This window comes from Micromonospora sp. NPDC005171 (assembly GCF_040608575.1).
Lineage (GTDB): Bacteria > Actinomycetota > Actinomycetes > Mycobacteriales > Micromonosporaceae > Micromonospora.
This window is the reverse complement of the sequence record NZ_JBEXIM010000012.1, coordinates 19,990-45,346: the sequence shown is the minus strand read 5'-3', so window position 1 is coordinate 45,346 and position 25,357 is coordinate 19,990. Positions and strand designations below refer to the sequence as shown.

Annotated in this window: 24 protein-coding genes; 12 read left to right on the top strand and 12 right to left on the bottom strand. The window is 72.0% G+C overall.

The genetic code is table 11. The features are described 5' to 3' along the window. Positions 1-9: 9 nt before the first annotated feature. From ABZU74_RS17225 to sodN, 3 genes are read right to left on the bottom strand one after another with little or no spacing between them, the layout of a single operon-like run. Entirely contained in the window at positions 10-417 is a 408-nt protein-coding gene (locus tag ABZU74_RS17225; protein WP_030336681.1) for an ATP-binding protein, read from the bottom strand. A gap of 32 nt (positions 418-449) precedes the next feature. Further along, positions 450-971, bottom strand: coding sequence for a GNAT family N-acetyltransferase (locus ABZU74_RS17220; protein ID WP_355424353.1), 522 nt, complete (start codon positions 969-971; stop codon positions 450-452). After that, positions 968-1,372 (bottom strand): superoxide dismutase, Ni, encoded by a 405-nt coding sequence (sodN, locus tag ABZU74_RS17215; protein WP_030336684.1) that lies wholly within the window; start codon positions 1,370-1,372, stop codon positions 968-970. Before sodN ends, ABZU74_RS17220 begins: the two co-directional genes overlap by 4 nt. 84 nt (positions 1,373-1,456) lie before the next feature. On the opposite strand from sodN, the gene ABZU74_RS17210 reads away from it, so the two are divergent. The 3 genes from ABZU74_RS17210 to ABZU74_RS17200 all read left to right on the top strand — a co-directional run bounded on the left by ABZU74_RS17210 (position 1,457) and on the right by ABZU74_RS17200 (position 4,190). Then, the gene (locus ABZU74_RS17210; RefSeq protein ID WP_355424350.1) at positions 1,457-1,807 is read left to right on the top strand and encodes a S26 family signal peptidase; all 351 of its coding nucleotides are present in this window, start codon (positions 1,457-1,459) and stop codon (positions 1,805-1,807) included. 145 nt (positions 1,808-1,952) lie between these two features. Next, positions 1,953-3,131 (top strand): NADP-dependent malic enzyme, encoded by a 1,179-nt coding sequence (locus tag ABZU74_RS17205; protein WP_355424347.1) that lies wholly within the window; start codon positions 1,953-1,955, stop codon positions 3,129-3,131. A 96-nt stretch (positions 3,132-3,227) separates the two neighbouring features. Then, positions 3,228-4,190, top strand: a complete 963-nt coding sequence (locus tag ABZU74_RS17200) for a zinc-binding dehydrogenase (RefSeq protein WP_355424345.1) — start codon at positions 3,228-3,230, stop codon at positions 4,188-4,190. 169 nt (positions 4,191-4,359) lie between these two features. Here ABZU74_RS17200 and ABZU74_RS17195 read toward each other — a convergent pair whose 3' ends face one another. Together ABZU74_RS17195 and ABZU74_RS17190 are read right to left on the bottom strand one after the other, a co-directional pair. Then, positions 4,360-5,328: a dienelactone hydrolase family protein gene (locus ABZU74_RS17195; protein ID WP_355424342.1), complete on the bottom strand. Its 969-nt coding sequence runs from the start codon at positions 5,326-5,328 to the stop codon at positions 4,360-4,362. A 116-nt stretch (positions 5,329-5,444) separates the two neighbouring features. Further along, positions 5,445-6,332 carry an alpha/beta hydrolase gene (locus tag ABZU74_RS17190; RefSeq protein WP_355424339.1) on the bottom strand — a complete coding sequence of 296 codons (888 nt, stop codon included), beginning with the start codon at positions 6,330-6,332 and terminating at the stop codon, positions 5,445-5,447. A gap of 158 nt (positions 6,333-6,490) precedes the next feature. Between ABZU74_RS17190 and ABZU74_RS17185 the strand changes: the two genes are divergently transcribed. Then, the gene (locus ABZU74_RS17185) at positions 6,491-6,664 is read left to right on the top strand and encodes a hypothetical protein (RefSeq protein WP_355424337.1); all 174 of its coding nucleotides are present in this window, start codon (positions 6,491-6,493) and stop codon (positions 6,662-6,664) included. 118 nt (positions 6,665-6,782) lie between these two features. On the opposite strand, the gene ABZU74_RS17180 is transcribed toward ABZU74_RS17185, so the two are convergent. From ABZU74_RS17180 to ABZU74_RS17150, 7 genes are all read right to left on the bottom strand, one after another. Next, positions 6,783-7,898 (bottom strand): acetate kinase, encoded by a 1,116-nt coding sequence (locus ABZU74_RS17180; RefSeq protein WP_355424334.1) that lies wholly within the window; start codon positions 7,896-7,898, stop codon positions 6,783-6,785. Then, positions 7,895-9,964 (bottom strand): phosphate acetyltransferase, encoded by a 2,070-nt coding sequence (pta, locus tag ABZU74_RS17175; RefSeq protein ID WP_355424331.1) that lies wholly within the window; start codon positions 9,962-9,964, stop codon positions 7,895-7,897. The genes ABZU74_RS17180 and pta overlap by 4 nt, the downstream gene beginning before the upstream one ends. A gap of 147 nt (positions 9,965-10,111) precedes the next feature. Further along, positions 10,112-10,297: a DUF6104 family protein gene (locus ABZU74_RS17170; protein ID WP_030490374.1), complete on the bottom strand. Its 186-nt coding sequence runs from the start codon at positions 10,295-10,297 to the stop codon at positions 10,112-10,114. A gap of 148 nt (positions 10,298-10,445) precedes the next feature. Then, complete coding sequence (locus ABZU74_RS17165; protein ID WP_355424329.1) at positions 10,446-14,207, bottom strand: multifunctional oxoglutarate decarboxylase/oxoglutarate dehydrogenase thiamine pyrophosphate-binding subunit/dihydrolipoyllysine-residue succinyltransferase subunit; 3,762 nt, start codon at positions 14,205-14,207, stop codon at positions 10,446-10,448. A gap of 284 nt (positions 14,208-14,491) precedes the next feature. After that, positions 14,492-15,304, bottom strand: coding sequence for an ABC transporter permease (locus ABZU74_RS17160; protein WP_355424326.1), 813 nt, complete (start codon positions 15,302-15,304; stop codon positions 14,492-14,494). After that, positions 15,301-16,236, bottom strand: coding sequence for an ABC transporter ATP-binding protein (locus ABZU74_RS17155; protein WP_355424323.1), 936 nt, complete (start codon positions 16,234-16,236; stop codon positions 15,301-15,303). The genes ABZU74_RS17160 and ABZU74_RS17155 overlap by 4 nt, the downstream gene beginning before the upstream one ends. Positions 16,237-16,377: 141 nt before the next feature. Then, entirely contained in the window at positions 16,378-17,025 is a 648-nt protein-coding gene (locus tag ABZU74_RS17150) for a hypothetical protein (protein WP_355424321.1), read from the bottom strand. Between the two features lie 160 nt (positions 17,026-17,185). On the opposite strand from ABZU74_RS17150, the gene ABZU74_RS17145 reads away from it, so the two are divergent. The 8 genes from ABZU74_RS17145 (at position 17,186) to ABZU74_RS17110 (ending at position 25,301) form a co-directional block, all read left to right on the top strand. Further along, complete coding sequence (locus ABZU74_RS17145; RefSeq protein ID WP_355424318.1) at positions 17,186-17,959, top strand: GNAT family N-acyltransferase; 774 nt, start codon at positions 17,186-17,188, stop codon at positions 17,957-17,959. Then, positions 17,956-18,894: a lysophospholipid acyltransferase family protein gene (locus ABZU74_RS17140; protein ID WP_355424315.1), complete on the top strand. Its 939-nt coding sequence runs from the start codon at positions 17,956-17,958 to the stop codon at positions 18,892-18,894. The genes ABZU74_RS17145 and ABZU74_RS17140 overlap by 4 nt, the downstream gene beginning before the upstream one ends. A 119-nt stretch (positions 18,895-19,013) precedes the next feature. After that, entirely contained in the window at positions 19,014-19,838 is an 825-nt protein-coding gene (locus ABZU74_RS17135; protein ID WP_355424312.1) for a DUF4097 family beta strand repeat-containing protein, read from the top strand. Next, positions 19,835-20,446 carry a PadR family transcriptional regulator gene (locus tag ABZU74_RS17130; protein WP_355424309.1) on the top strand — a complete coding sequence of 204 codons (612 nt, stop codon included), beginning with the start codon at positions 19,835-19,837 and terminating at the stop codon, positions 20,444-20,446. Before ABZU74_RS17135 ends, ABZU74_RS17130 begins: the two co-directional genes overlap by 4 nt. An 86-nt stretch (positions 20,447-20,532) precedes the next feature. After that, positions 20,533-21,234 carry a response regulator transcription factor gene (locus ABZU74_RS17125; RefSeq protein ID WP_110561683.1) on the top strand — a complete coding sequence of 234 codons (702 nt, stop codon included), beginning with the start codon at positions 20,533-20,535 and terminating at the stop codon, positions 21,232-21,234. After that, a complete protein-coding gene (locus tag ABZU74_RS17120; protein WP_355424305.1) occupies positions 21,231-22,793 on the top strand; it encodes a HAMP domain-containing sensor histidine kinase in 1,563 nt (520 codons plus the stop codon). Before ABZU74_RS17125 ends, ABZU74_RS17120 begins: the two co-directional genes overlap by 4 nt. Before the next feature lie 62 nt (positions 22,794-22,855). After that, entirely contained in the window at positions 22,856-24,451 is a 1,596-nt protein-coding gene (locus ABZU74_RS17115; RefSeq protein WP_355424302.1) for a trypsin-like peptidase domain-containing protein, read from the top strand. A 178-nt stretch (positions 24,452-24,629) separates the two neighbouring features. After that, entirely contained in the window at positions 24,630-25,301 is a 672-nt protein-coding gene (locus tag ABZU74_RS17110) for a BON domain-containing protein (RefSeq protein ID WP_355424299.1), read from the top strand. The last annotated feature ends 56 nt before the right edge of the window (positions 25,302-25,357 follow it).

Here is a 25,357-nt window from a genome sequence, read left to right as displayed (position 1 = left end):
TCCTGCCGGTCAGTAGCCGCCCGAACGGCGGGTGAGCAGCGCGATCGTGGCCCGACCGTCGGCGGACGTGGCGGACGCCGAGGTGGTCAGCGCGGTGAGCACCTTCCAGGCGAAGGACGACTCGGCGGGCAGGGTCGCGCCGCGCACCGTCGGCACTGTCACCTCGACGGTCAGCGCGTCCTCGGTGACCGCGAAGCGGCACTCCAACTCGGCGTCCCGGGTGGCGATGGCCAGCAGCATGGCGCACGCCTCGTCGACCGCGATCCGCAGATCCTCGATCTCGTCGAGCGCGAACTGCAACCGGGCCGCGAGACCGGCGGTGGCGGTACGAAGCACGCCGAGGTAACCGCCGTCGGCGGGCACCGTGAGGTGCACCACGTCGTCGTCGGTCGCTGGCTGGCCAGTCAGTTGAGTCACGCCTCATCCCCCCGGTCGGGGACTCTACCCGGTCAGTCGTCCGTACGCGTGCCGGCGGTGGTGGCGTGGTCGGCCAGCTGGCGGAGCGCGTCGCCGCTGAGCCGGTAGGGAACCCACTCGGTCAGCTGCTCGGCGCCGATCGAGGCGTAGAAGCCGGCGGCCGGGTTCCAGTCGATCATCCACCACTCCAGCCGCTGGTAGCCGCGTCGTACGCAGATGTCGGCGAGCGTGGCGAGCAGCAGTCGACCGGCGCCGGTGCCCCGGGCGGCCGGCCGGACGTAGAGATCCTCGAGATAGACGCCGTGCACGCCGGCCCAGGTGGAGAAGTTGAGGAACCACAGCGCGAAGCCGACCGGCTCGTCGTGCTCGTCCACCGCGACATGACCGAAGAGCGCCGGGGCAGACGCGAAGAGGGCAGCAGTCAGCTGGTCGGTGGTGAGGTGGCACTGCTCGGGGGCGCGTTCGTACTCGGCCAGCTCGTGCACCATGGCGACGACGGCCGGCACGTCCTCGGGACGTGCCGGCCGGACCGTCGGGATGACCGGTGAGGTCACGCCTTCTTGGTCTCCCAGAAGATCTTCGAGATCTCGTCGATCTTCGCGAGCAGCTTGTCGGCGGTGGCCGGGTCGAGGCTGCCCTTGACGCCACCGGCGCCGGCGAGCTTGGTGGCCTCGTTGAACAGGCTGTGCAGGTTCGGGTACTTCTCGAAGTGCGGCGGCTTGAAGTAGTCGGTCCAGAGCACCCAGAGGTGGTGCTTGACCAGCTCGGCGCGCTGCTCCTTGATGATGATGGCCCGGGTGCGGAACTCCGGGTCGGTGTTCGACTGGTACTTCTCGCAGATCATTTTGACCGACTCGGCCTCGATCCGGGCCTGAGCCGGGTCGTAGACACCGCACGGCAGGTCGCAGTGAGCGCTCGCGGTGACGCGGGGCGCAAGGATGCGCGGAAGTCGCATCAGGTTCCTCCATGGGAAGTTTGCGATGATCAAAGGCGACATTACTCCTGGGAATGCTCCCCGAACCGGGTGGAGGTGAAACCAGTGGCCACCGATCACCCGGCTGAGGTGCCCCGGTTGCGGCGGCCACTGGCCGCCGTTCTGGTTACCGGCCCGTCCATGGCCCCGACGCTGCGGCACGGCGACGCGGTGCTGGTGCGCCCCGGTGGCCGCCCGATCCGACCCGGCGACGTGGTGGTGGCGGTCTTCCGGACCCGGCCCGATCTGCTGGTGGTGAAGCGTGCGGTCCGTGCGCAGGACGGCGGCTGGTGGCTGCGGGGCGACAACGACCTGATCACCGACGACTCCCGGGCGTACGGGGTGGCCGACGTACGCGGACGGGTGGTGGCCCGCTACTGGCCGCGCCCCGGACGGGTACCTCGTCGCCAGTTATGACCCTGCTCACATCCGAGGGGTGGTGCCGACACTATGCTCGGAAAGTGCCCGGGTGACCCCCCGCACCGCGTGCCACCGCTCGCCGCCCACCTCGCGGCGGGGCGGGCCGCCTCACATCTGCTCGACAGATCCTGGAGTCACCACCATGTCTTCGTCCACCGTGGACCCCGCTGATCCCGTCTTCCTGCTGCACCGGGGCGGCAAGATGGCCGTCACCTCGACCGTGCCACTCACCAGCCGGGAGGACCTCTCCCTGGCGTACACCCCGGGGGTGGCCCGGGTGTGTGAGGCGATCGCCGCCGACCCCGCCCTGGTGGACGACTACACCTGGGTGTCGCACACGGTCGCTGTGGTCACCGACGGCTCGGCGGTGCTCGGGCTGGGCAACATCGGCCCCCAGGCCGCGCTGCCCGTGATGGAGGGCAAGGCGGTGCTCTTCAAGCAGTTCGCCGGGGTGGACGCGGTGCCGGTGTGCCTGGACACCCAGGACGTGGACGAGATCGTCGCGGTGGTGCGGGCGCTGGCCCCTTCGTTCGGTGGGATCAACCTGGAGGACATCAGCGCGCCGCGCTGCTTCGAGATCGAGCGTCGGCTCGACGAGGCGCTGGACATCCCGGTCTTCCACGACGACCAGCACGGCACCGCGATCGTGGTGCTCGCCGCGCTGCGCAACGCCGCGACGCTGCTCGACCGCAAGCTCGGTGACCTGCGCGTGGCGGTGAGTGGCGCGGGCGCGGCCGGGGTGGCGGTGACGAAGATGCTGATCGCCGGGGGCGTCAACCCCGACCAGGTGGTGGTCTGCGACTCCAAGGGGATCATCGGCCGGCACCGCACCGAGCTGACCGGCACCAAGGCCGAGCTGGCGGCGAGCACCAACGCCGACGGCCGGCAGGGCGACATCACCGAGGCGCTGCGCGACGCGGACGTGCTGGTCGGGGTCTCCGGCGGGCAGATCCCCGAGGCGGCGGTGGCCCGGATGGCACCCGGCGGGATCGTGTTCGCGCTGGCGAACCCCACCCCCGAGGTGCACCCCGAGGTGGCCGCCCGGCACGTCGCGGTGGTCGCCACCGGGCGCAGTGACTATCCCAACCAGATCAACAACGTGCTGGCCTTCCCCGGCGTGTTCCGCGGCGCGCTGGATGCCGGTGCCACCCGGATCACCGAGGCGATGAAGGTCGCCGCCGCGGACGCCATCGCCGGCGTGGTGGCGGATTCCTTGACCGCCGACGCGATCGTTCCGTCCCCGCTCGACCCGCGCGTCGCGCCGGCCGTGGCCGAGGCGGTCGCCGAAGCCGCCCGCCGCGACGGCGTCGCCCGCCGATAGCCAGCCTGTGCACAGGCATGGGCCGGGGGCGCTCAGGCGCAGCGTGCGCCGCCGGCCTGTGCGCACGGCTTCTTAACGAGCGCTCAGCTTGTTACCGTGCCGATCATGCGTGCTGCCTTTGCCTCCCGTTTCGACGACGCCGACCCGCTCGCCGCGCTCACCGTCGGCGAGCGGCCCGAGCCGACCCCTCCGGCCGACGACTGGGTGACCGTGCAGTTGCGGGCCACCTCGCTCAACCGCCACGACCTCTGGTCGCTGCGCGGGGTGGGCCTCACCGAGGCCCAGCTGCCGATGATCCTCGGCTGCGACGCGGTCGGGCTGGACCCGGAGGGGCGCCCGGTGGTCGTGTACCCGGTGGTCGTCACACCTGGTGACCCGCGCGGGGTCTCCATCCTCTCCGAGCACTTCTCCGGGACGCTCGCCGAGCGGGTGGTCGTACCCCGATCGAATCTGATCCCGCTGCCCGACGGCATGACGGCGACCGACGCGGCGTGCCTGCCCACGGCCTGGTTGACCGCGTGGCGGATGCTGACCACCAGGGGCCGCGTCGCGGACGCCGACAGCGTGCTGGTCCAGGGCGCGGGCGGTGGCGTGGCCACCGCGGCCGTCGCGCTCGCCGTCGCGATGGGCAAGCGGGTGTACGCGACCAGCCGCGACGCCGTCAAGCGTGACCGGATCTCGGCCCTCGGCGCCATCGCCGTGGAGCCCGGTGCCCGGCTCCCGGAGCGGGTCGACGTGGTGATCGAGACGGTTGGCGCGGCCACCTTCGACCACTCGCTGAAGTCGGCCGCGCCGATGGCCCGGATCGTGGTCTCCGGCGCGACCGCCGGGCACGAGCCGTCAGTCAACCTGCGCCGGGTCTTCGCGATGCAGCTGGAGATCCTGGGTAGCTCGATGGGCACCCCCGGCGAGCTGTACGAGCTGCTGGCGTTCTGCTCCGACAACGAGGTGCGCCCGGTGGTGGACAGCGTCATCCCGTTCAGCCGGGTCGAGGACGCCTTCGCCCGACTGCACTCCGGCGACGCCTTCGGCAAGGTCGTCGTCGACCACACCGCCTGACGCGTACCGGGGGCGCCGCCCGGCCGCCCCCGCCCCCGTCCCGCCCCGCCCCAAGATCGCGCAACATCATGGAAATAGTGGCCTCCGCGTCGTGGGAGGCCACTATTTCCTGGTTAATGCGCGATCTTGAGCGGTCGGAGCGTTCGGCGCAGGTGGCGCGTGCGGGGCCTCAGAGGTGGTCGTCGAAGGTGGCGATGTCGCCGCGCGTCGCGTCGGTGGAGATGCGCTTCTTGGCCCCCGGGTCGCCGTAGAGCGACCAGCGCAGGAACTCGACCGACGTGTCCGAGACGACCCGCAGCGTCGCGCCGTCGCCGAGCAGCGCCCGCCCGTGGTCGCCCTTGGGCAGGCTCAGCATCGCCTTTGGCCAGGGCACCTTGTCGTACGCGGCCTTGCCCGCCGCGTACTCGACCACCTCGTCCAACTCGCCGTGCACGAACAGCTGCGGCGCGGCCGCACCGGCGAACGCGGTGCCCACGCCGAGCGCCGTGCCGGCGAACACCACACCCGCGTCCAGCCGCTCGTCCCGGCTCGCGGTGAACAGGCCGATGGTGGTCACCCCGCCGGCCGAGTGCCCGGCTGCGGCCACCCGCTCGCCGTCCAACCGGCCGCGCAACGCGTCGCCGGCCTTGCCGTCCAACGCCAGCACCTGATCCAACGCGTAGGACACGTCGGCGGGCTGGTTGAGCACGTCGAGGACATTGTTGTCCGCTCCCCTGGAGGTGTGCGGGAACGTCGGCGCGGCCACCACGAAACCCGCCGCCGCCCAGCGGGTCAGCAGCGTGGCGTAGTCGTCCGGCCGCCCACCCAGGCCGTGACTGAACATCACCACCGGGAACCGGCCCTCGGCCGGTGTCGCCGACCGCTTGGCCGCGCCGCCGGACTGCCCGGCTGCCGGGTACCAGAGCGTCGTCGGCAGCGCGCGGCCGTCCCGGTTCAGCTTCAGCTGGCGTACGCCGACCGCGAAGGCGCGCTGCGGGGCCTTTCCGGCCGGGACCTGTGGTGTCGGCGTGGCGGCGGCGTTGGGCTCGACCGGCGGTGCCTGCCCGCTCTGGCTGGGGCGGGCGTCCGCTGAGCAGCCGACCAGACCGGCCATGAGCACGGCGCTGGCCATCAGTGCGGGAGTGAGGCGACGGGACATGAACCCGATTGTGCCCTGTTCGGCAGGCGTGCTCGGCAGTGTTCGGCGGGGCGTGCCGGCCCACTCACCCACCGTTCAGCCGGTGGCGCAGGGAAACCGTACCGGCGTCGGCAGGGTCAGTGGGCCGGGCGGGACTCGTAACGGGTCAGGGTGGGGGAGTGGGCGTCGACGGGGAGGCGGGCACCGGCGGCCCGGTCGCCGTAGAGGGTCCAGCGCAGGAAGTCCGTGGTGGTGGCGAGGACCGGGGCGAAGCCCGGGTGGCCCGGCGTGAGGTACGCGCCGTGGTCCTGACCGAGCAGGCTGAGGAAAGCGGCCGGCCCGGCGGTCCGCGCGTAGGCGGCCCGGCCGACCGTCACCGGTACCACCGGGTCGGCCGTGCCGTGCACGAAGAGCACCGGCGCGGCCGGCCCGGCGAAGCTGCCCGGCAGCCCCCCACCGGCGATCACGATCCCGGCGCGCAACCGGGCCGGATGGCCCTCGCTGAACATGCCGGAGGTGGTGAAGCCGCCCGCCGAGTGCCCGGCGGCGGCGACCGAGGTCAGGTCGAGGTGCCCGGCGAGGGGATCGACCCGGCTCCGGTCGAGGCCGCCCAGATACCGGATCAGCCGCCAGGCGTCGGCCGGCTGGTGGCGTACGTCGGCCCGGGTGAAGTGAGCGGCGCCCTGTCGGGTGTGCGGGTACGCGGGTGCGGCCACCACGAAACCGGCCGCCGCCCAGCGGGTGGTCAGGCCGGCGTGCAGCTCGGGCAGGCTGCCCAGCCCGTGGCTGTAGACCACCACCGGGAACCGCCCGGCCGCCACCTGACCGGTCGACGCCGGGTACCAGATCGTCACCGGCAGGGGACGCGCCGAGCGCGGATCGAGGGTGAGCGTACGCACGCCGACGGCGTACGACCCCTCGGGCGCCCGACGCGGCGACACCGCCCCGCCCGCTACGGCCGTGGCCGGCGCACAGCCGGCCAGCAACGCTGTCACCAGTACGGCCACCAGCCGGCCAGCCCCCATCGTTCCACGGTAGGTGCCCGGGCGGGCATACCGGCCCCGCCGTCCGGTTCGGGTGCACCCGCCACCCGGTCGGGTCGCCTCCGCCGGCCGGGTCCACCCCCGGGGACGCCGTGGGCCGGGGACGGTGCCGCGTGACCAGCTTCGCTAGGGTCACCGACATGCCTGAGAACTACACGGACCCCAGCGGCAACACCGAGGCGTTCCGCGCCTTCAACCAGACGCCGGAGGCTGCGGCGTCGGCGGAGGCCCCGTCCCGGCTGCCGCTCATCATCGGTGCGGCAGTGGTCGTCGTGGTGCTGGTGGCACTCGTCGCCTGGCTGGCGACCGGCTGATCGGGTCGCCCAGCCTGGCGACCGGCTGATCGGGTCGACTGGCTGGTTTCCCGCTCAACAGGCTTCACCGACTCGCGCGCACCCTCGGGCCTCCCGGGGTGCGCGCGACTCGGTGGCGTCAGGCCGCCCCGACCACGTCCCGGGTCTGCCGGGCGATCTCCCGCTCCTCGTCGGTGCGGATGACGCAGACGCTCACCTCGGCGCCCTCGGGCGAGATCAACCGGTCGCCCTCGCCGTCGTTGCGGGCGCCGTCCACCGTGATGCCGAGCCGGCCCAGGCCGGCCAGCGCGGCGGCCCGCACCGGCGCGGCGTGCTCGCCGACCCCTGCGGTGAAGGTGATCGCGTCGACCCGGCCAAGCAGCGCGTAGTACGCCCCGACGTACTCGGTGATCCGCCGGCAGTACACGTCGAAGGCCAGCGCCGCCGCCGGGTCACCGGCGGCCCGGCGTTCGAGCACCTCGCGCATGTCGTTGACGCCGGTCAGCCCGAGCAGACCACTGCGGTGGTTGAGCAGGTCGTCGATGTCGTCCACCGACAGCCCGCCCTCCCGGCGCAGGTGGAAGATCACGGTCGGGTCCACGTCGCCGCTGCGGGTGCCCATCACCAGCCCCTGCAACGGGGACATGCCCATCGAGGTGGCGACGCTGCGACCGTTCGCCACCGCGCAGGCGCTGGCCCCGTTGCCCAGGTGCAGAGTGATCGTGTTGATCTGCTCGTACGGGCGGTCCAGCAGTTCGGCCGTGCGCCGGGACACGTACGCGTGCGAGGTGCCGTGGAAGCCGTACCGGCGGATGTCGTACCGCTCCGCGGTCTCCCGGTCGATCGCGTACGTCGCGGCGGCCTCGGGCAGGGTGTGGTGGAACGCGGTGTCGAAGACGGCGACCTGCGGGACGTCCGGCAGCGCCGCGCGGGCCACCTCGATGCCGGCCAGGTTGGCCGGGTTGTGCAGCGGGGCGAGCGGCACCAGGTCCCTGATCGCGGCCAGCACCGCGTCGTCGACGAGCACCGGTGCGCTGAACGTCCGGCCACCGTGCACCACCCGGTGCCCGACAGCGGCCAGCCCGGTCAGGTCCAGCCCGTCCAGGATCTGCCGGACCGCAGCGGTGTGGTCCGGCGGGCCGCCGCCGGGCTCACCGATCCGTTCGACGGTGCCGTGGTCGAGTGCCTGGTCACCGTCGTAGCGGCGCCACTTCACCGACGACGACCCGCAGTTGAGCACCAGCACCCGACTCACGACGCCTCCTCGGTGGCCGCCTGGATGGCGGTGATCGCCACGGTGTTGACGATGTCCGGCACTCCCGCGCCCCGGGACAGGTCGTTCACCGGTCGGCGTAGGCCCTGCATGACCGGGCCGACGGCGACCGCCCCGGCGGAGCGCTGCACCGCCTTGTACGTGTTGTTGCCGGTGTTCAGGTCCGGAAAGATGAAGACCGTGGCGTGGCCGGCGACCTGGCTGCCCGGCAGCTTCGTCGCCGCCACCGCCGGGTCGATCGCCGCGTCGTACTGGATGGGCCCCTCGACCAGCAGGTCGGGCCGGCGCTCCCGGACCAGCTCGGTGGCCGCGGCGACCTTCTCCACGTCCGCGCCGGCGCCGGAGCTGCCGGTGGAGTACGACAGCATGGCCACCCGGGGTTCGATGCCGAACCGGGCGGCGGTGTCGGCCGACGAGATCGCGATGTCGGCGAGCTGGGCCGCGTCCGGGTCGCGGTTGACAGCGCAGTCGCCGTAGACCAGCACCCGGTCGGCGAGCAGCATGAAGAAGACGCTGGAGGCCACCGAGACGTCCGGCAGCGTACGGATGATCTCGAACGCCGGCCGGATGGTCGCGGCGGTGGTGTGTGTCGCGCCGGAGACCATGCCGTCGGCCCGGCCGGTGGCCACCATCAGGGTGCCGAAGTAGTTGGGCTGCGCCACGATGTCGTGCGCCAACTCGGCGGTGACGCCACGGTGGGCGCGCAGCCGGGCGTACTCGGCGGCGAAGTCGTCGCGCCACCCGCTGGTGCCCGGGTCCACAACGTGCGCGTCGCCGAGGTCGATGCCCAGCTCCCGGGTGCGCCGGGCGATGTCGTCCGGCCGGCCGAGCACCGTCAGCTCGGCCACCCCACGGCGCAGCAGGATCTCCGCCGCGCGCAGGATCCGCTCGTCGTTGCCCTCCGGCAGCACCAGGTGCCGGGGCTTCGAGCGGGCCCTGTCGATCAGCTCGTTCTCGAACATCAGCGGAGTGACCCGCGTTGATCTGCTGACCCGCAGCCGACGGGCCAGGTCGTCGGTGTCCACACAGCGCTCGAATGCGCCGAGCGCGGCCTCCACCTTGCGGGGATTGGCCGCGCTGGGCCGACCCTCGATGCGACTGGACGCGGCCACCGTGTCGTAGCTGTCGCTGCGTACGGAAAGCACTGCCAACCCCGTGTTGAGCCCTTCCACCAGCCGCATGACCCGGGGGTCGGGCTGCTCGCCGAGGGTGAGCACCAGCCCGGCCACCGACACCTGCCCAGCCACGTGCGCGGCGCTCGCGGCGACGAGCAGGTCGGCCCGGTCCCCAGGGGTGATCACCAGGGCGCCCTCGGTGAGGTGGCCCAGCAGCGTCGGCACGTGCGCCGCGCCGACCACGAAGTCCAGCACGTCCCGACCGAGCGCGGCGTCGTCCCCGGCCAGCAGGGTGGCGTCGAGCGCCGCCGCCACCTCGGCCACCGTCGGCGCCGACACGCTCGGCACCTCCGGGATGGCGTACGCGGGGACCGGCAGCTCGGGCAGCGTCATCGGCCCGGTGACCCGGTTGGCGATCACCGCGAGCACCGTCGCGCCCAGGTCGGCCAGGTCGTGGTACGCCCCCCGCATCGCCGCCGCGACAGCGGCCGGCTCCTGCTCGAAGCCGTCCACCACCGGCACCACCACGCTGCCGAACTCGGTGGCCAGCCGGGCGTTGAAGGCCAGCTCCCGGGGGCGGGCGGGATCGCCCGGGTCGTCGAAGTCGCTGCCCACCACGACCACCGCCGGGCACTGCCGTTCCACCGCCCGGTAGCGCTCGACGATGGCGGAGATCAGCTCCTCGCGCCGGCCGTCGGCGACAAGTGCCGCGGCCTCGGCGTAGCTCGCCCCGGCCAGCTCGGGCAGCGGCACCTCGACCCGGTAGCGCTCGCTCAGCAGGGCGAGGATCGGGTCCTGCCCGCTGTCGGACACCAACGGCCGGAACACGCCGATGTGCCCGACCTGGCGGGACAGCAACTCCGCCAGCCCGAGGGCGATCGTCGACTTACCCCCGCCGGACCCCACGCTCGTCAGATACACACTTCGGGCCACAGCCCCACCCTAGAAGATCGCGAGGCCCCCCACCCGGGCCGTCCGACCCTGCGGGCCCGACCCCTCGCCCCGGTGATCATGGAGTTGTCGCCCGACACGCCGACGACACGCGCGGACAACTTCATGATCAATGCGCGGGGGTGGGGGTTAGGCGTCTTCGTCGTCGGGGTCGTCCAGGCGGGCCAGGTAGGTGGCCAGGCGTTCGATGGGGGTTTCGAAGTCGGGGTTGAGGTCGACGAAGTCGCGCAGGCGCTCGCCGAGCCACTCCAGGGTCACCTGCTCCTCGCCCCGGCGCTCGACCAGCTCCTCGATGCCACGGTCGGTGAAGTACATGGGTACGTCCTCGTGCTCGGCCCGGCTCGGTCCGGGCGGATGGTGGGTGGGGTGGTCGACCGGCCGGCGGGTGGACCGGCGGACCTACGAGAGCCGGGGCAGGACCGTGGTGAGACGGCCCTGCCCCGGCTTCCGTGCGCAGGTCAGGTCACGGGCGGGGGAGAGCCGCCTCGATCAGCGCGTTCTGCTCGACCTCGTGGGTCTTGGCCGAGCCGACCGCCGGGGCGGCCGCGGCCGGGCGGGAGATCCGCCGCAGCCGAACGTCCGTGAGGTGCTCCAGCAGGTTGAGCGCGACGAACGACCAGCCACCCTGGTTGGCCGGCTCCTCCTGCACCCAGGCGAAGTCCTCCGCGTTCGGGAACTGCGCGAGGGCGGCCCGGATCTCCTCCACCGGCAGCGGGTACAGCTGCTCGAGCCGGAGGATCGCGGTGTCGGTGACGCCGCGCTCCTGCCGGGCCTGGAACAGGTCGTAGTAGACCTTGCCGGAGCAGAGCAGCACCCGCTTCACCGCCTCCGGCGCCGGGGCGGCCGTGTCGCTCAGCACCGGCTGGAAGGTGCCGGTGGTGAAGTCCTCCACCGACGAGACGCAGAGCTTGTGCCGCAGCAGCGACTTTGGCGTGAACACCACCAGCGGCTTGCGCTTGGGCGACAGGGCCTGGCGGCGCAGCAGGTGGAAGTAGTTCGCCGGGGTGGTCGGGATGGCCACCCGCATGTTGTCCTCGGCGCACATCTGCAGGAACCGCTCCGGCCGGCCGGAGGTGTGGTCCGGGCCCTGACCCTCGTGGCCGTGTGGCAGCAGCAGGGTGATCGCGGAGCGCTGGCCCCACTTCACCTCACCGGACGAGATGAACTCGTCGATCACCGACTGGGCGCCGTTGACGAAGTCGCCGAACTGGGCCTCCCAGGCGACCAGGGCGTTGATGTTCTCCACCGAGTAGCCGTACTCGAAGCCCATCGCCGCGTACTCGCTGAGCAGCGAGTCGTGCACGAAGAACCGGGAGCGCTCGCCGTCGCTGGTCAGCGACTTCAGCGGCAGGTAGTCGTCGCCGGTGCGGGAGTCGACCACCGAGGCGTGCCGCTGGACGAAGGTGCCACGGCGCGAGTCCTGCCCGGCGAGCCGGACGGTGACTCCGTCGTGCAGCAGCGCCCCGAGCGCGATGATCTCGCCGAAGCCCCAGTCGATGTTGCCCTCGACGGACATCTTGGCCCGCCGGTCCAGCAGTTGCTGGATCCGCTTGTGCGGGGTGAAGCCCTCCGGCAGGTTGATGTGTGCCTCGCCGATGGCCTTGACCACTGACGCGTCGGTGGCGGTGTCGACCTGCGGCTCCGGCTCCTCCTCGCGGCGCGGCCGGTTGAGCTGGCGCGGTGCCGAGGCGGCGTCCCGGGTGGCCTTGAAGACCTTCTCCAGCTGCGCCTGGTAGTCGCGCAGCAGCTCCTCCGCGTCCTCCACGGTGATGTCACCGCGACCGATCAGCTCCTCGGTGTAGAGCTTGCGGACCGAGCGCTTCGAGTCAATGATCTTGTACATCTGTGGGTTGGACATCGACGGGTCGTCGCCCTCGTTGTGCCCGCGCCGGCGGTAGCAGACCATGTCGATCACGACGTCCTTGTTGAACGTCTGCCGGTATTCGAAGGCCAGCCGGGCCACCCGGACCACGGCCTCCGGGTCGTCGCCGTTCACGTGGAAGATCGGCGCCTGGATCATCCGGGCCACGTCGGTGCTGTAGAGGCTGGACCGGCTGTATTCCGGGGCGGTGGTGAAGCCGACCTGGTTGTTCACCACCACGTGCACCGTGCCGCCGGTGCGGTAGCCGCGCAGCTGCGACAGGTTGAGCGTCTCGGCGACCACGCCCTGCCCGGCGAAGGCGGCGTCACCGTGCACCGCCAGCGGCAGCACGGTGTAGCCCTCCAACTTGAGGTCGATCCGGTCCTGCTTGGCCCGGACGATGCCCTCCAGCACCGGGTCGACGGCCTCCAGGTGCGACGGGTTGGCCACCACCGACACCTTGACGGCGTGCTCGCCGTCCGGGGTGGTGAACTTGCCGTTCTGACCCAGGTGGTACTTCACGTCGCCGGAGCCCTGCGTCGAGCGCGGGTCCAGGTGACCCTCGAACTCCGAGAAGATCTTCTCGTACGGCTTGCCGACGATGTTGGCCAGCACGTTCAGCCGACCCCGGTGGGCCATGCCGATGACGACCTCGTCCAGCCCGTTCTCGGCGGAGGACTCCAGCACCTCACCGAGCAGCGGGATCAGCGACTCGCCGCCCTCCAGCGAGAAGCGCTTCTGGCCGACGTACTTCGTCTGCAGGAAGGTCTCGAACGCCTCGGCCGCGTTGAGCCGGTTGAGCACGTGCTTCTGCTCGTCGGCGGACGGCTTCTCGTACTTGCGCTCGATCCGTTCCTGGACCCAGCGACGCTCCTCCGGGTCCTGGATGTGCATGTACTCGATGCCGACCCGGCGGCAGTACGAGTCGCGCAGCACGCCGAGGATCTCGCGCAGCTTCATCCGCTGCCGGCCGGCGAAGCCGTTGACCGGGAACTCGCGGTCCAGGTCCCACAGGGTGAGCCCGTGCTGGAGGACGTCCAGGTCGGGGTGCTTGCGGATCTTGAATTCCAGCGGGTCGGTGTCGGCCATCAGGTGACCGCGCACCCGGTACGCGTGGATCAGCTCGTGCACCCGGGCGGTCTTGTTGATCTGACCCTCGGAGTTGACCGCTACGTCGCGCATCCAGCGCACCGGCTCGTACGGGATGCGCAGCGCGGTGAAGATCTGGTCGTAGAAGCCGTGCTCGCCGAGGATCAGCTCGTGCATCACCTTGAGGAACTCGCCGGACTGCGCGCCCTGGATGATCCGGTGGTCGTACGTGCTGGTCAGCGTTATGATCTTGCTGACCGCCAGCTCGGCCAGGGTGGCCTCGGACATCCCCTGGTAGGGGGCCGGGTATTCCATCGCGCCGACGCCGATGATCGCGCTCTGTCCCTGCATGAGCCGCGGCATCGAGTGCACGGTGCCGATGCCACCCGGGTTGGTCAGCGAGATCGTGGTGCCGGAGTAGTCCTCCATGGTCAGCTCGTTGCGCCGCGCCCGTCGGACCACGTCCTCGTACGCCTGCCAGAACTGCCGGAAGTCCATCTGCTCGCAACCCTTGATGGAGGGGACCACCAGGTTGCGGCTGCCGTCCGGCTTGGCCAGGTCGATCGCGATGCCGAGGTTGACGTGTGGCGGGCGGACCACCGCCGGCTTGCCGTTGGCCTCGGCGAAGGAGTTGTTCATCTCGGGGTGCTGGACCAGCGCGCGCACCATCGCGTAGCCGACCAGGTGGGTGAAGCTGACCTTGCCGCCCCGCCCACGGGCGAGGTGGTTGTTGATCACGATGCGGTTGTCCACCAGCAGCTTGGCCGGGACCGCGCGCACGCTGGTGGCGGTGGGCACGCTCAGCGAGGCGTCCATGTTCTGGACGATCTTCGCCGCGACGCCCCGCAACGGAGTGGTCTGCGGGCCGTCGACGCTCGGCGCGGCGGCCTTGGCGGCCGGCTTGGCCGCAGCGGCCTTCTCCGGCGTGGCCTTGGGGGCCGCCGCCGGAGCGGCAGCGGGCTTGGCCGGCGCGGGCTGGGCGGCGGCCGGCTTGCTCGCGGTCGCCGGCTTGGCCGGGGCGCTCGGCTGGGTGACGGTGGCGGCTGCCTCGGGCTGCCCGTCCGGCTCCGGAGCGGCGGCGGGCTTGTCCGACGATTCGGCGCCGCGCGGGGTGCCCGCGCCCGGTGCCGGCCGGTAGTCGGCGAAGAAGTCGTGCCAGGCCGAATCGACGCTCGATGGGTCGGCGAGGTAACGCTGGTACATCTCCTCGACGATCCACTCATTCGGGCCGAAACCCGCCAGTGGGTTCTCCTGCGAAGTCTGCTGGGTCGACACGGCCGGTAATCGCCTCTTTCACGCGGGTTTGTGTGGCACGCGGTGGGTCCGTCGCGCCCGATTAGGAGCACGGACTGGACGGCTCCCAGGCTACGCCGTACCGATCCCGCAGGCATTTCCGCCTCGGTCCCGTGGCCGGTTTCACAGAAGATGCCAGAAGTTCGGCAACGCCTGCGCGTACCGTGTCGAACTGGTAACGCCCGGCCCTCGCGCGGCCGGTCGCCGACGGTGACGCCCGACCCCGGAGCGGCCAGCTCGTCGCCGCCCCGGGGTCGCAGACGCCATCAGGCGATGTCGCGCCGTCGGGTCAGCAGGACTCCGACAACTCCGCTGACCAGCGCGTAGCCGATCAGCACCAGGGCCCCGACCCACCAGGACGGGGTGAACTCGGAAGTGCCCTCCGTGATCATGACCTGGGATGCCACAGCGGGCCAGATCACCTGCCACTTGAGCACCGCCTCGCTGTCGAGGAGGTTCGACAGGAGCAGGAAGAGCAGGCCCACCACCTGGGTGCCGATCAGATAGAGCACCGCCGCCGTGATCACCGCCCCGAGCTGGTTGGTGATCAGCGTGCCGATGCCCACCCCGAGGATCGTCCAGATGGCGTAGGCCAGCAGGTTGAACAGCAGCGCCCGCTGCACCGGCCACTCACCGAGTTGAGTGCCGTAGTCGTTCGCGGACAGGAAGATCGAGCCCGCGGCCAGGTCGATCAGCGTGGTCGCCAGCCAGAACATGAAGCCGAGCAGGCTGGCGGCGACGAGCTTGCTGACGATGACAGACGTTCGCCGCGGAGTCGTCAGGAACGTCGTGGTCGCGGTCTGGTGGAAGAACTCGTTGGTGACCATCAGGATGCCGATGAGCATCACGAACATCAGCCCGAGGTACTGGCCTGAGGTGTAGAGATTCGCCGCCTGCGCCGGAGCGGTCGCCTGCTCGGCGCTGACGCCGATCTCGTCGGCGTCGCCGCCGAGCGCCGTGACGGCCAACCACGCGTTGACCGCGAACGCCAGGGCGATCGAGAGGAACGCGCCGAGAGCCAGCCACCACCAGGTGCTGGTGGTACGGATCTTGAGTAGCTCGGATCGGACCAGGTTCATCGGATGCCCGCCTTTCCGGCCGTCAGCTCCAGGAAGACCCGTTCCAGATCGGGCCGTTCGGTGGTCAGTTCGTGCAGCTCCACCCCGGCGGTGAGGGCGGCGCGACCGATCGTCGGGGCGTCCACACCGGCGACCAGCAGCACGCCGTGCTCGTCGACGTCAACGGTCGCCGACTGCGCCTTCAGTGCGGCGGTCAGCGTCTCGGCCTGCGGGGTGCGGACCCGGACCCGGGCGCCCTGCGCCATCGACCCGAGCACCTGCTCGACCGGACCCTGACGGACCAGCTGCCCGGCCGCGATGATCACCACGTCGTCGGCGAGCAACTGCATCTCCGACAGCAGGTGGCTGGAGACGAGCACCGTACGGCCCTCGTGGGCGAGGTTCTTGAGGAACCCGCGCATCCACCGGATGCCCTCCGGGTCCAGCCCGTTGGCCGGCTCGTCGAGGATCAGCACGCGGGGGTCACCGAGCATCGCGGCGGCGATGCCGAGCCGCTGCTTCATGCCCAGCGAGTAACCCTTGAACTTGCGCTTCGCCGCCGGGGTCAGCCCGACCAGTGCCAACGCCTCGTCGGCCCGCTGCTTGGGCAGCCCGGCCGCCGCGCAGATGACCCGGAGGTGGTTGATGCCGGTACGGCCCTTGTGCGCGCTGGACGCCTCCAGCACCGCTCCGACCTGCCGCAGCGGGTCGGTGAGGTCTACGTACCGCTGGCCACTGATGGTGGCCGTGCCGGCGGTCGGCGTGACCAGATTCAGCAGCATGCGCAGCGTGGTGGTCTTGCCGGCGCCGTTCGGGCCGAGGAAGCCGGTCACCCGCCCCGGCGCCACGGTGAAGGACAGGTTGTTCACCGCCCGGACGTTCTTGTACTGCTTCGTCAGACCGGACACCACGATCTGACCGTCGCTGGTGGGGCTTCGCTGCCCGTCAGACATCGTTCTCCTCCCGTGTGTGGCGTCGAGGTACGCCGTGGCACAGCGTGACGGCCCGTGGCAACAAGGTCAATCAGGCGCGGTCCGTACCTTTGCCTCCGTCGCGGGGTGGAGGCGACTCATCCCTGCGGACGACGACCGGGTTCAGCGGGCGATCCAGGTGGCCCGGGCCGCGCCGAGCAGCGACCCGTCCGGGCCGTACAGGCTGGTGTGCACGAGCGCCTTGCGCCCATCGACGCGCTGCAACGCCCCGGTCACCACGCACTCGTCGCCCGGCCGGGGCAGCGCCGCGACCACTGCGGCGATCCGGCCCAGCAGGTACGGGCGGCCCGGCGCGAGCACCGCCCAACCACCGGGGCAGTCCAGCGCCGCCCAGACAGTGGCCCCGTTGACCTGCTCGGGCGCGCGGAACGGCGCGGCGGTCCGGCCATCCGGCAGCCGGCCGGGGAAGATCCGCAGCGCGTCGGCCCGCTCCGGCCCGCAGACGTAACAGCCGGGGAACGGATGCTCGACCAGGCCGGGGTAGCGGGCCGCGGCGGCCACCGCCGTGTCCCTGTCGACCGGGGGTACGACGGCATCGATCATCCCGGCCGGGCGCACCTCGGCCACCAACTCGCCGGACGGGTCCCGGACCTCGCCGTCGACCACTGTCAGCTCGGTCTCCAGCGGCGGCGGGCGGCGCAGCGTCACCTCGACCGGCCCGCTGCCGCCTGCCTCGGCGGCGAAGATCCCCGCGCTCCACCCGCCGTTGCCGGAACCGGCGGGCCCGTTGTAGCGGGACTCGATGCGCATCGTCGACCTCCGGTGGTGCGTGTCGGCCGTCGTCGCCGGCCTGCCCGGGCAGCCTCGCACGGTCTCCACCGGGCCCGGCTAGCGGTCTCGCCTGCCGGCGTTCATCCGATCGACACCGGTGGTCCCCATGGATGGCAACCCGGGCACCTACACAGATCCCATGGCCGTTCTGCATGCCGCTGGCACACCCCTGAAGACCAGCGGATACACCCTGCTGATCGCCGACGACCCCACCCAGGTCGCGGCCGCGCAACGCCTGCGCCACGAGGTGTTCGCCACCGAGCTCGGCGCCACCCTCCTTCCCGGCGAGGCCGGGTTGGACGTGGACCCCTTCGACGCGTACTGCGACCACCTGATCGTCCGCGAGGACAGCACCGGCGAGGTGGTCGGGACGTACCGGTTGCTGCCGCCGGGGCGCACCACCCGGCGCTACGCCGAGGACGAGTTCGACCTGAGCCCGCTCGACCCGCTCCGCGGCGACCTGGTCGAGGCGGGTCGGTCCTGTGTGCACCCGGACCACCGCTCCGGCGCGGTGATCAACCTGATGTGGGCGGGCATCATCAGGTACCTGCACCTGCGCGGCTCCCGCTGGCTCGGCGGCTGTGCGTCGGTGCCGGTGGCCGACGGCGGGCGGACGGTCGCCGAGGTGTGGACCCAGGCCCGGGCCCGGCACCTGTCGCCGCCGCCGCTGCGGGTCCGCCCGTTGCGGCCGTGGTTCACCGAGGCGGCTGCCGCCGGCCCGGTCGCCGCTGCCCCGGCCGGACGGGTCGCGGTCCCGCCGCTGCTGCGGGGCTACCTCCGGCTCGGCGCGTGGATCTGCGGCGAGCCGTCGTACGACAGCGACTTCGGGTGCGCGGACTTCTACGTCCTCTTCTCCCTGGACCGGATGAACCCGCGCTACCTGCGGCACTTCCTGGGCGGAGAGCAGCGGTGACCGCCGTGCCGCGCGATCTGTGGCGGCCCTCCTCGGGCTGCGACGACGACTGCCTGCCCGCGGCCGGCGAGGTGCCCACGGTGCCGATGGCCCGCCGGGTGCTCCGGCTGGTCGCCGCGCTCGGCATGCTGCTGGCCGGGATCCCGGTGGTGCTGCTGCTGCCGGTGCTCCCCAGCCGGGAACGGCAGGGTCTGGTCAGCGGCTGGGCACGGGCCACCGCGCGCGCCTTCGGCGTCCGCCTCGTGGTCAGGGGTCGGCTGCCCCGGCGGCGCGCGCTGCTGGCCGCCAACCACGTCTCCTGGCTGGACATCCTCGCGGTGTTGGCGGTCGCGCCGACCCGGATGGTGGCGAAGCGGGAGATCCGCTCCTGGCCGGTGGTCGGTCTGCTGGCCGCGGCGGCGGGAACGGTCTTCGTGGACCGCGCCCGGCCGCTGACGCTGCCGAGGACCGTCGGCCGGGTCGCCGACACGCTGCGCGCCGGGCGGTCGGTGGCGGTCTTTCCGGAGGGTACGACGTGGTGTGCCGGGGAGGACGCCGCCGACTGCCGCCCCGGTGGTGGTTTCCGGCCCGCGATGTTCCAGGCGGCCATCGACACGGGCAGCCCGGTGGTGCCGTTGCGGCTCACCTACCGCTGCGCGGCCACCGGATCGACCACCACGGCGGCCGCCTTCCTCGGTGCGGACACCCTGCTGCGGTCGGTGGCCCGGGTGGTCGCGGCGCGGGAACTGGTGGTCTCGGTGACGATCGCCGGGGCGCTGCACCCGGCCCGGGACGCCGATCGACGGTTGCTGGCCCGGGCCGCCGAGTCGGCCGTACACCTGGTGCCCACGGCGGGTGTCGCGGCGCGGGCCCGGCTGCGGCCGGTGCCGACGGTGACCCCCGCCGTTCCCGTGCCGACGGGGCTTGCCGAGCGGGAGCTGGACCTGGCCGCCTGAGGGAGCCACACCCGAACGCGGCGACCAACTCGCGACCTGTCTTGTGGTGTCGCGATGTATCGCGTTACATTCTCCTCCTGTTCGGCGTGCGTCCCGCGCGTCGTCGAGAGGGGGACGCCATGGCCGGATGGACTGTCGAGAGCCCGCAGCGGCTCACACTGGACGCTCCGGTCGTCCGGCTGGACGTTCGACTGATCAGTGGACGGCTCAACGTGGTCGCCACCGACGGGCCGACCCGGATCGACGTGACCCAGGTCGGCCGTCGGCCGGTCCTGATCGACCACACCGACGGCCGGCTCAGCATCCGCCAGGAGCGCGGCCGGGGCTGGTCGGACGTCCTGCGGTGGTTCCGGATGATCCACCGCTATCCCCGGGTGGACGTCTCCGTCGCCGTGCCCGCCGACGTCCTCGCCGACCTGGGCCTGGTCGCGGGCTCGCTCGTCGCCTCCGGCCTGCGCCGGCAGACCACAGTCAACGTCGTCGCCGGCCAGATCACCCTGATGGGGCTGCGCGGCAACACCTCAGCGAAGCTCACCTCGGGGCCGGTGGAGGCGCTCGGCGTCCGCGGCGACCTCACCCTGGAGACCGTCTCCGGGGAGGTGATCCTCGCCGACAGCGCCGCCGACCGGGTACGGGCGCAGACCGTCTCCGGCGCCATCACCTGCGACCTGGACAACCCCCGGCGCAGCGAGATCCGGTTGACCACCATCTCGGGCAGCATCACCGTCCGGGTCCGCGCGGACAGCGACCTCGCCGTCCAGCTGAACACCGCGTCCGGGCGCATCACCAGCGGCTTTCCGCAGCTGCGCACCTCCACGTTCCCGCTGCCCAGCAGCGAAGGGGTGCTCGGCGCCGGCGAAGGTAAGCTCTGGGCTTCCGCGACCTCGGGGAGCATCGCCCTGCTCGCCCGAGCGGTCGACGACGACGGGGAGGAGCTGCCGTGACCGCCGTGTTCAGCCACGGGCGGCTCCGGCTCTACCTGCTCAAGCTGCTCGACGACGGCCCGAAGCACGGCTACGAGCTGATCCGCCTGCTGGAGGACCGGTTCCTCGGGCTGTACGCGCCCAGCGCCGGCACCATCTACCCCCGCCTGCAACGGCTGGAGGTCGAAGGGCTGGTCAGCCACACCGCGGCCGGTGGCCGCAAGACGTACGACATCACCGACGCCGGCCGGGCGGAGCTGCGCCAGCGCGTCGGCGAGTTGACCGCGCTGGAAACGGACATCGCGGCCTCCGTGGCGGACCTCTCCAGCCTGGCCGGCGAGATCCGTAGCGAGGTACGCGGATCGGCACGCGACCTCAAGCGGGAGCTGAGCGAAGCCACCCGGCAGACCCGGCGGGCCCGGTGGGAGGCGCCCGCGACGCCGCCCCGGCCGACGTCGACCACCGGACCGCAGGCCGAGCTGCTCGACGAGCTGGACCAGCGGCTGGCCGCGTTCACCGCCGAGGTGGGGCGGCTGATGCGCGCCCGACAGTTCAGCGACACCCAGCTGCGCACCGCGATCCGGCTGCTCGACGGCGCCCTCGACGGGCTGCGTCGCCTGCTGCGCTGACCAGCGTCGCCGGACGGCCGGCGACTCACAGCCTTTTTGCAGGAAGCGTCCAGCGGTGGCGCAGTGATGTCACCGATGATGGGCGCATGCCCGCTACCCAGACCGAGGCGCGACTGCTTGTCGTCGAGGACGACCCCAACATCCTCGAACTGCTCTCCGCGAGCCTGCGGTTCGCGGGCTTCGACGTGGCCACCGCGACAAGTGGGAGCGCGGCGCTGCACGCCGCCAAGGACCACCGGCCCGACCTGGTGGTGCTCGACGTGATGCTCCCCGACCTGGACGGCTTCGAGGTCATCCGGATGCTCCGCGAGGGCGGCACGCGTACCCCTGTGGTGTTCCTGACCGCCCGGGACGCCACCGACGACAAGATCCGTGGGCTGACCCTGGGCGGCGACGACTACGTCACGAAGCCGTTCAGCCTGGAGGAGTTGACCGCCCGGATCCGCGCCGTGCTGCGCCGCACCACTACCGGCGAGCAGGCCCCGTCCCGGCTCACCTTCGCCGACCTGGAGTTGGACGAGGAGACCCACGAGGTGCACCGGGCCGGGCAGCGGGTGCAGCTCTCGCCGACCGAGTTCAAGCTGCTGCGGTATCTGATGCTCAACGCCAACCGGGTGCTGTCCAAGGCGCAGATCCTCGACCACGTCTGGAACTACGACTTCCGGGGCGACGACAACATCGTCGAGTCCTACATCTCGTACCTGCGGCGCAAGGTCGACACCACCCAACCCCGGCTGATCCACACTCTCCGCGGCGTGGGGTACGTGCTACGCAAGCCGGCGGCGTGAACGCGGTCGAACAGGCGAAGGGACGGGTCCGCAGCGTTCCGCTGCGGGTGAAGCTGGTCACCTCGGTGCTGGCGCTGGTCGCCGTCGCGCTGCTGGTGATCAGCGTCTCGACCGCGTACTTCCTGCACAACTACCTGGTCGACCAGATCGACCAGGAGCTGCACGACTCCGCCAACCGGATCCAGTCCATCACGCCGTCGTCGAACGCCGTCCAGCTGCCGACCGACTACGTGATCGTGCTGACCGACGCGATAACCGGCAAGGCGCAGATCCCGGCGTTCGACACCACCAACTTCCGGATGAACGATCTGCCGCCGTGGCCGAACGACGCGAGCGGTTTTCGGGAGGAGGAACAGGCCCGCAACGGTGCTCCGTTCACCGTCCGGGCCCGGGACAGCTCGGTGCGCTGGCGGATGCTCTACACCGAGCTGCCCAGCGGCCAGATGGCCGCGATCGGTCAGCACCTGACCGATGTCGACCTCGCAGTCAAGCGGCTGGCCTGGATCGACCTGCTGGTCGGCGGTGCGGTGTTGATCATGCTGGCCTCGGTCGGCGCGGCGGTCGTCCGAACCAGCCTCAAGCCCCTCGTCGAGATCGAACAGACCGCCGCCGCGATCGCCGGCGGTGACCTGACCCGCCGGGTGCCCGACCCGGAGGAGGGGCAGGAGTACCCCACCTCTGAACTGGGCCGGCTCTCCCGTGCGCTGAACGCGATGCTCACCCAGATCGAGGCGGCGTTCACCGCCCGAGCCGCCTCGGAGACCTCGGCGCGCTGGGCGGAGAGTGCCGCCCGGGACGCCGCCGCCGCCGCTCAGGCATCCGAGGCGCGGGCCATCCGCTCCGAGGAACGGATGCGGCGGTTCGTCGCGGACGCCTCGCACGAGTTGCGGACTCCGTTGACCACCATCCGTGGCTTCGCCGAGCTGTACCGGCAGGGTGCCGCCCGCGCGCCGGAGCAGACCGCCGGCCTGCTGCGCCGGATCGAGGACGAGGCGGCCCGAATGGGGCTGCTGGTGGAGGACCTGCTGCTGCTCGCCCGGTTGGACATGGAACGACCGCTCTCCCTGACCCCGGTGGAGTTGCCGGTGCTCGCCTCCGACGCGGTGCAGGCCGCGCGGGCGATCGCACCGAACCGGCAGATCGAGCTGGACATCGCGCCCGAATCGGGCCCGCTCGTCGTCTCCGCCGACGACGCGCGGCTGCGTCAGGTGATCGGCAACCTGGTCACCAACGCGCTCACCCACACCCCGCCGGAGGCCGAGATCCGGGTACGGCTGCGCGCCGAGCCGGGTGGCTTCGCCGTGGTGGAGGTGGCCGACACCGGCCCCGGCCTCTCGCCGGAGCAGGCGGAACGGGTCTTCGAGCGGTTCTACCGGGCCGACGCGGCCCGTACCCGGCGGGCCGACGGCAACACCGGCACCGGCCTTGGGCTGGCCATCGTGGCAGCGCTGGTCGCGGCCCACCACGGCTCGGTCGAGGTGGCCGAGACGCCCGGCGGCGGGTCCACCTTCCGGGTGCGGCTGCCGCTGCTGCCACAGGTCGACGGAGCGGGCGAGTGACTTTCAGCCAACTTCCAGGACGGTTCCAGGTTGATTGCAGTGCCGGGGGAGAAGGTAGTGCCATGACCGAGTTCGAGTCCGACCCGCAGCGCCGGCCGGCCCCCACCGACGCCGAGCCGTCGCACCCCACCGCCGAGCTGCCGCGCGACGAGCGCGTGCAGTCCGACTCCCCGACCACCCCCGTACCGGTCGTCTCGACCGACGGCGACCCCACTGTCGCCTCCACCGCCGGTGACGCGCAGACCACCGCAGCGGCGCCCGCCGGCCCGCCGGCCACCGCTCAGTCGACCGGGTACGAGCCGTCGACCGGCTACGAGCGCCCGGCCGCCACGCCGTCCGCGCCGCCGTACCCGGTCTCCGGTCACCCGGCGCACGGCCAGCCCGGCTACCCACAGCCGGCCGCCGGCCACTACCCCGGCGCCCCCTGGTACCCGGGCCAGCAGTCCGGCTGGGCCGGCGGGGGCCAGCCGGGTATGCCGTACGCCCAGCACCAGCAGCACCCCGGGCAGCACGCCCAGCACCCCGGACAGCACCCGCAGCACCCCGGGCAGCCGGTCCCGCCGTGGGGCCCGCAGGTCGCGCCGCCCGGCAGCGGCCCCCGACCGGGCCGGATCGCCAAGTTCGCCGGTGCCGGCGTCGCGGTGTTCGCCCTGATGCTCGGTTCCGGCGTGGCCGGCGGGGCGCTCGCGCTCGCCCTCGACGGCGACAGTGGCGGTATCACCCGCACCTACTCCGCTGCTCCCGTGATCAATGGCGCCGACCTGCCGAAGATCGCCGCCGCAGTGCAGGACAGCGTCGTCTCGATCACCACCGACAGCGGTGAGGGCTCCGGGGTGGTGCTCAGCGCCGACGGGTACGTGCTGACAAACAACCACGTGGTCGCGTCCGCCGCGGGCGACGCGGTGCGGGTGGTCTTCGCCGACGGCAAGACCGCCGACGCGAAGATCATCGGCACCGACCCGAAGACCGACCTGGCCGTGGTGAAGGCCAACGGGGTGAGCGACCTCAAGCCCGCCAAATTCGGTGACAGCGACGCCATGCAGGTCGGCGACCAGGTGCTCGCGCTCGGCAGCCCGCTCGGCCTGCAAGGTTCGGTGACCTCGGGCATCCTCAGCGCCCGGGACCGCACCATCCGGGCCGGCGAGGGCCAGCAGCAGGACCCGACCCAGCAGAGCCAGCCGGTCAGCTCGATCTCCGGCCTGCTCCAGACGGACGCGCCGATCAACCCCGGCAACTCCGGTGGCGCGCTGGTCAACACCCGGGGCGAGGTGATCGGCGTCAACACCGCCATCGCGACCTCCGGGCAGAGCACCGGCAACATCGGTGTCGGGTTCGCCATCCCCAGCAACAAGGCCAAGGACGTCGCGGGCAAGCTCCAGCGTGGCGAGAAGGTCAGCCACCCGTCGCTCGGCGTCGGCGTCAACCAGGCCGAGGGCGGCGGCGCGCTCGTCGCGTCGGTCACCCCGGGCAGCCCGGCGGAGAAGGCCGGCCTTCAGCGCGGCGACGTCGTCACCCGGTTCGGCGACAAGCCGGTCAACGACTCGGACGACCTGGTCGGCGCGGTGCAGGCCGGCAAGGTCGGCGACCGCGTCGAGGTGCAGTTCAAGCGCAACGGTGTGGAGAAGTCCGCGAGCGTGACGCTCGCCGAGACGTCCTGACCACGTACCAGAACCTGCTTCCTCCCTCCGGCGGCGGGTGGCGGGGCCGAGGGGGTCGGCTCCGTCACCCGCCGCTTTTTTCCGCCCCGACGGCGGTTCACCCGAATCGGGTGAACCGCCGTCACCCGTCCGCCCGGCAGGTTCGGTGGGCGACGACCGGAACCGGGGGTGGGATGCCATGACCGAGGTGGTGGATGTCCGCAGCGACCAGCGGATCCAACGCGACGTCCTGGCCGAGTTGGCCTGGGACGCCCAGCTGCAACCGAACGAGATCGGGGTGACAGTCGACCAGGGCGTGGTCACCCTGACCGGATTCGTGGACGGTGCCGCTCGCGGTTGGGCCGCTACCCGATGCGCCCAGCGGGTCCGCGGCGTACGGGCGGTGGCCGACGAAATGGAGGTGCGGCTGCCCGGCACTCCGGGACGTACCGACGCCGAGGTCGCCATCGCCGCCACCCGGGCACTGGAGTGGGACAGCTTCGTGCCCGCCGAACGGCTGGACGTGACAGTGGCGAACGGCTGGCTGATGCTGCGCGGTGAGGTCGAGTTCGGGTGGCAGCGGCGGGCCGCCGAGGGCGAGGTGCGTCGGCTCGACGGCGTACGGGGGATCACCAACCTGATCGAGGTACGACCTGCCGCGCCGCCGGCCGCCGAGCAGCTGCGGCGGGATGTCCAGCGGGCGCTGTCGCGCACCCTCGGCGGCGAGCGGGTGACAGTCGAGGTGGACGGCGACACGCTGGTCCTCGCCGGAGTTGTCCGTTCCTGGTGGGAACGCGACCAGGTCGAGCGGGTGGCGTGGTCCGCGCCGGGGGTGCGAATGGTCCACGACCAGCTTCTGGTGGGCGGGTGATCGTCCGCCATGTCCGGTTTACCCGCGACGCCATCGGGAAACCGCCGCCGACCGGC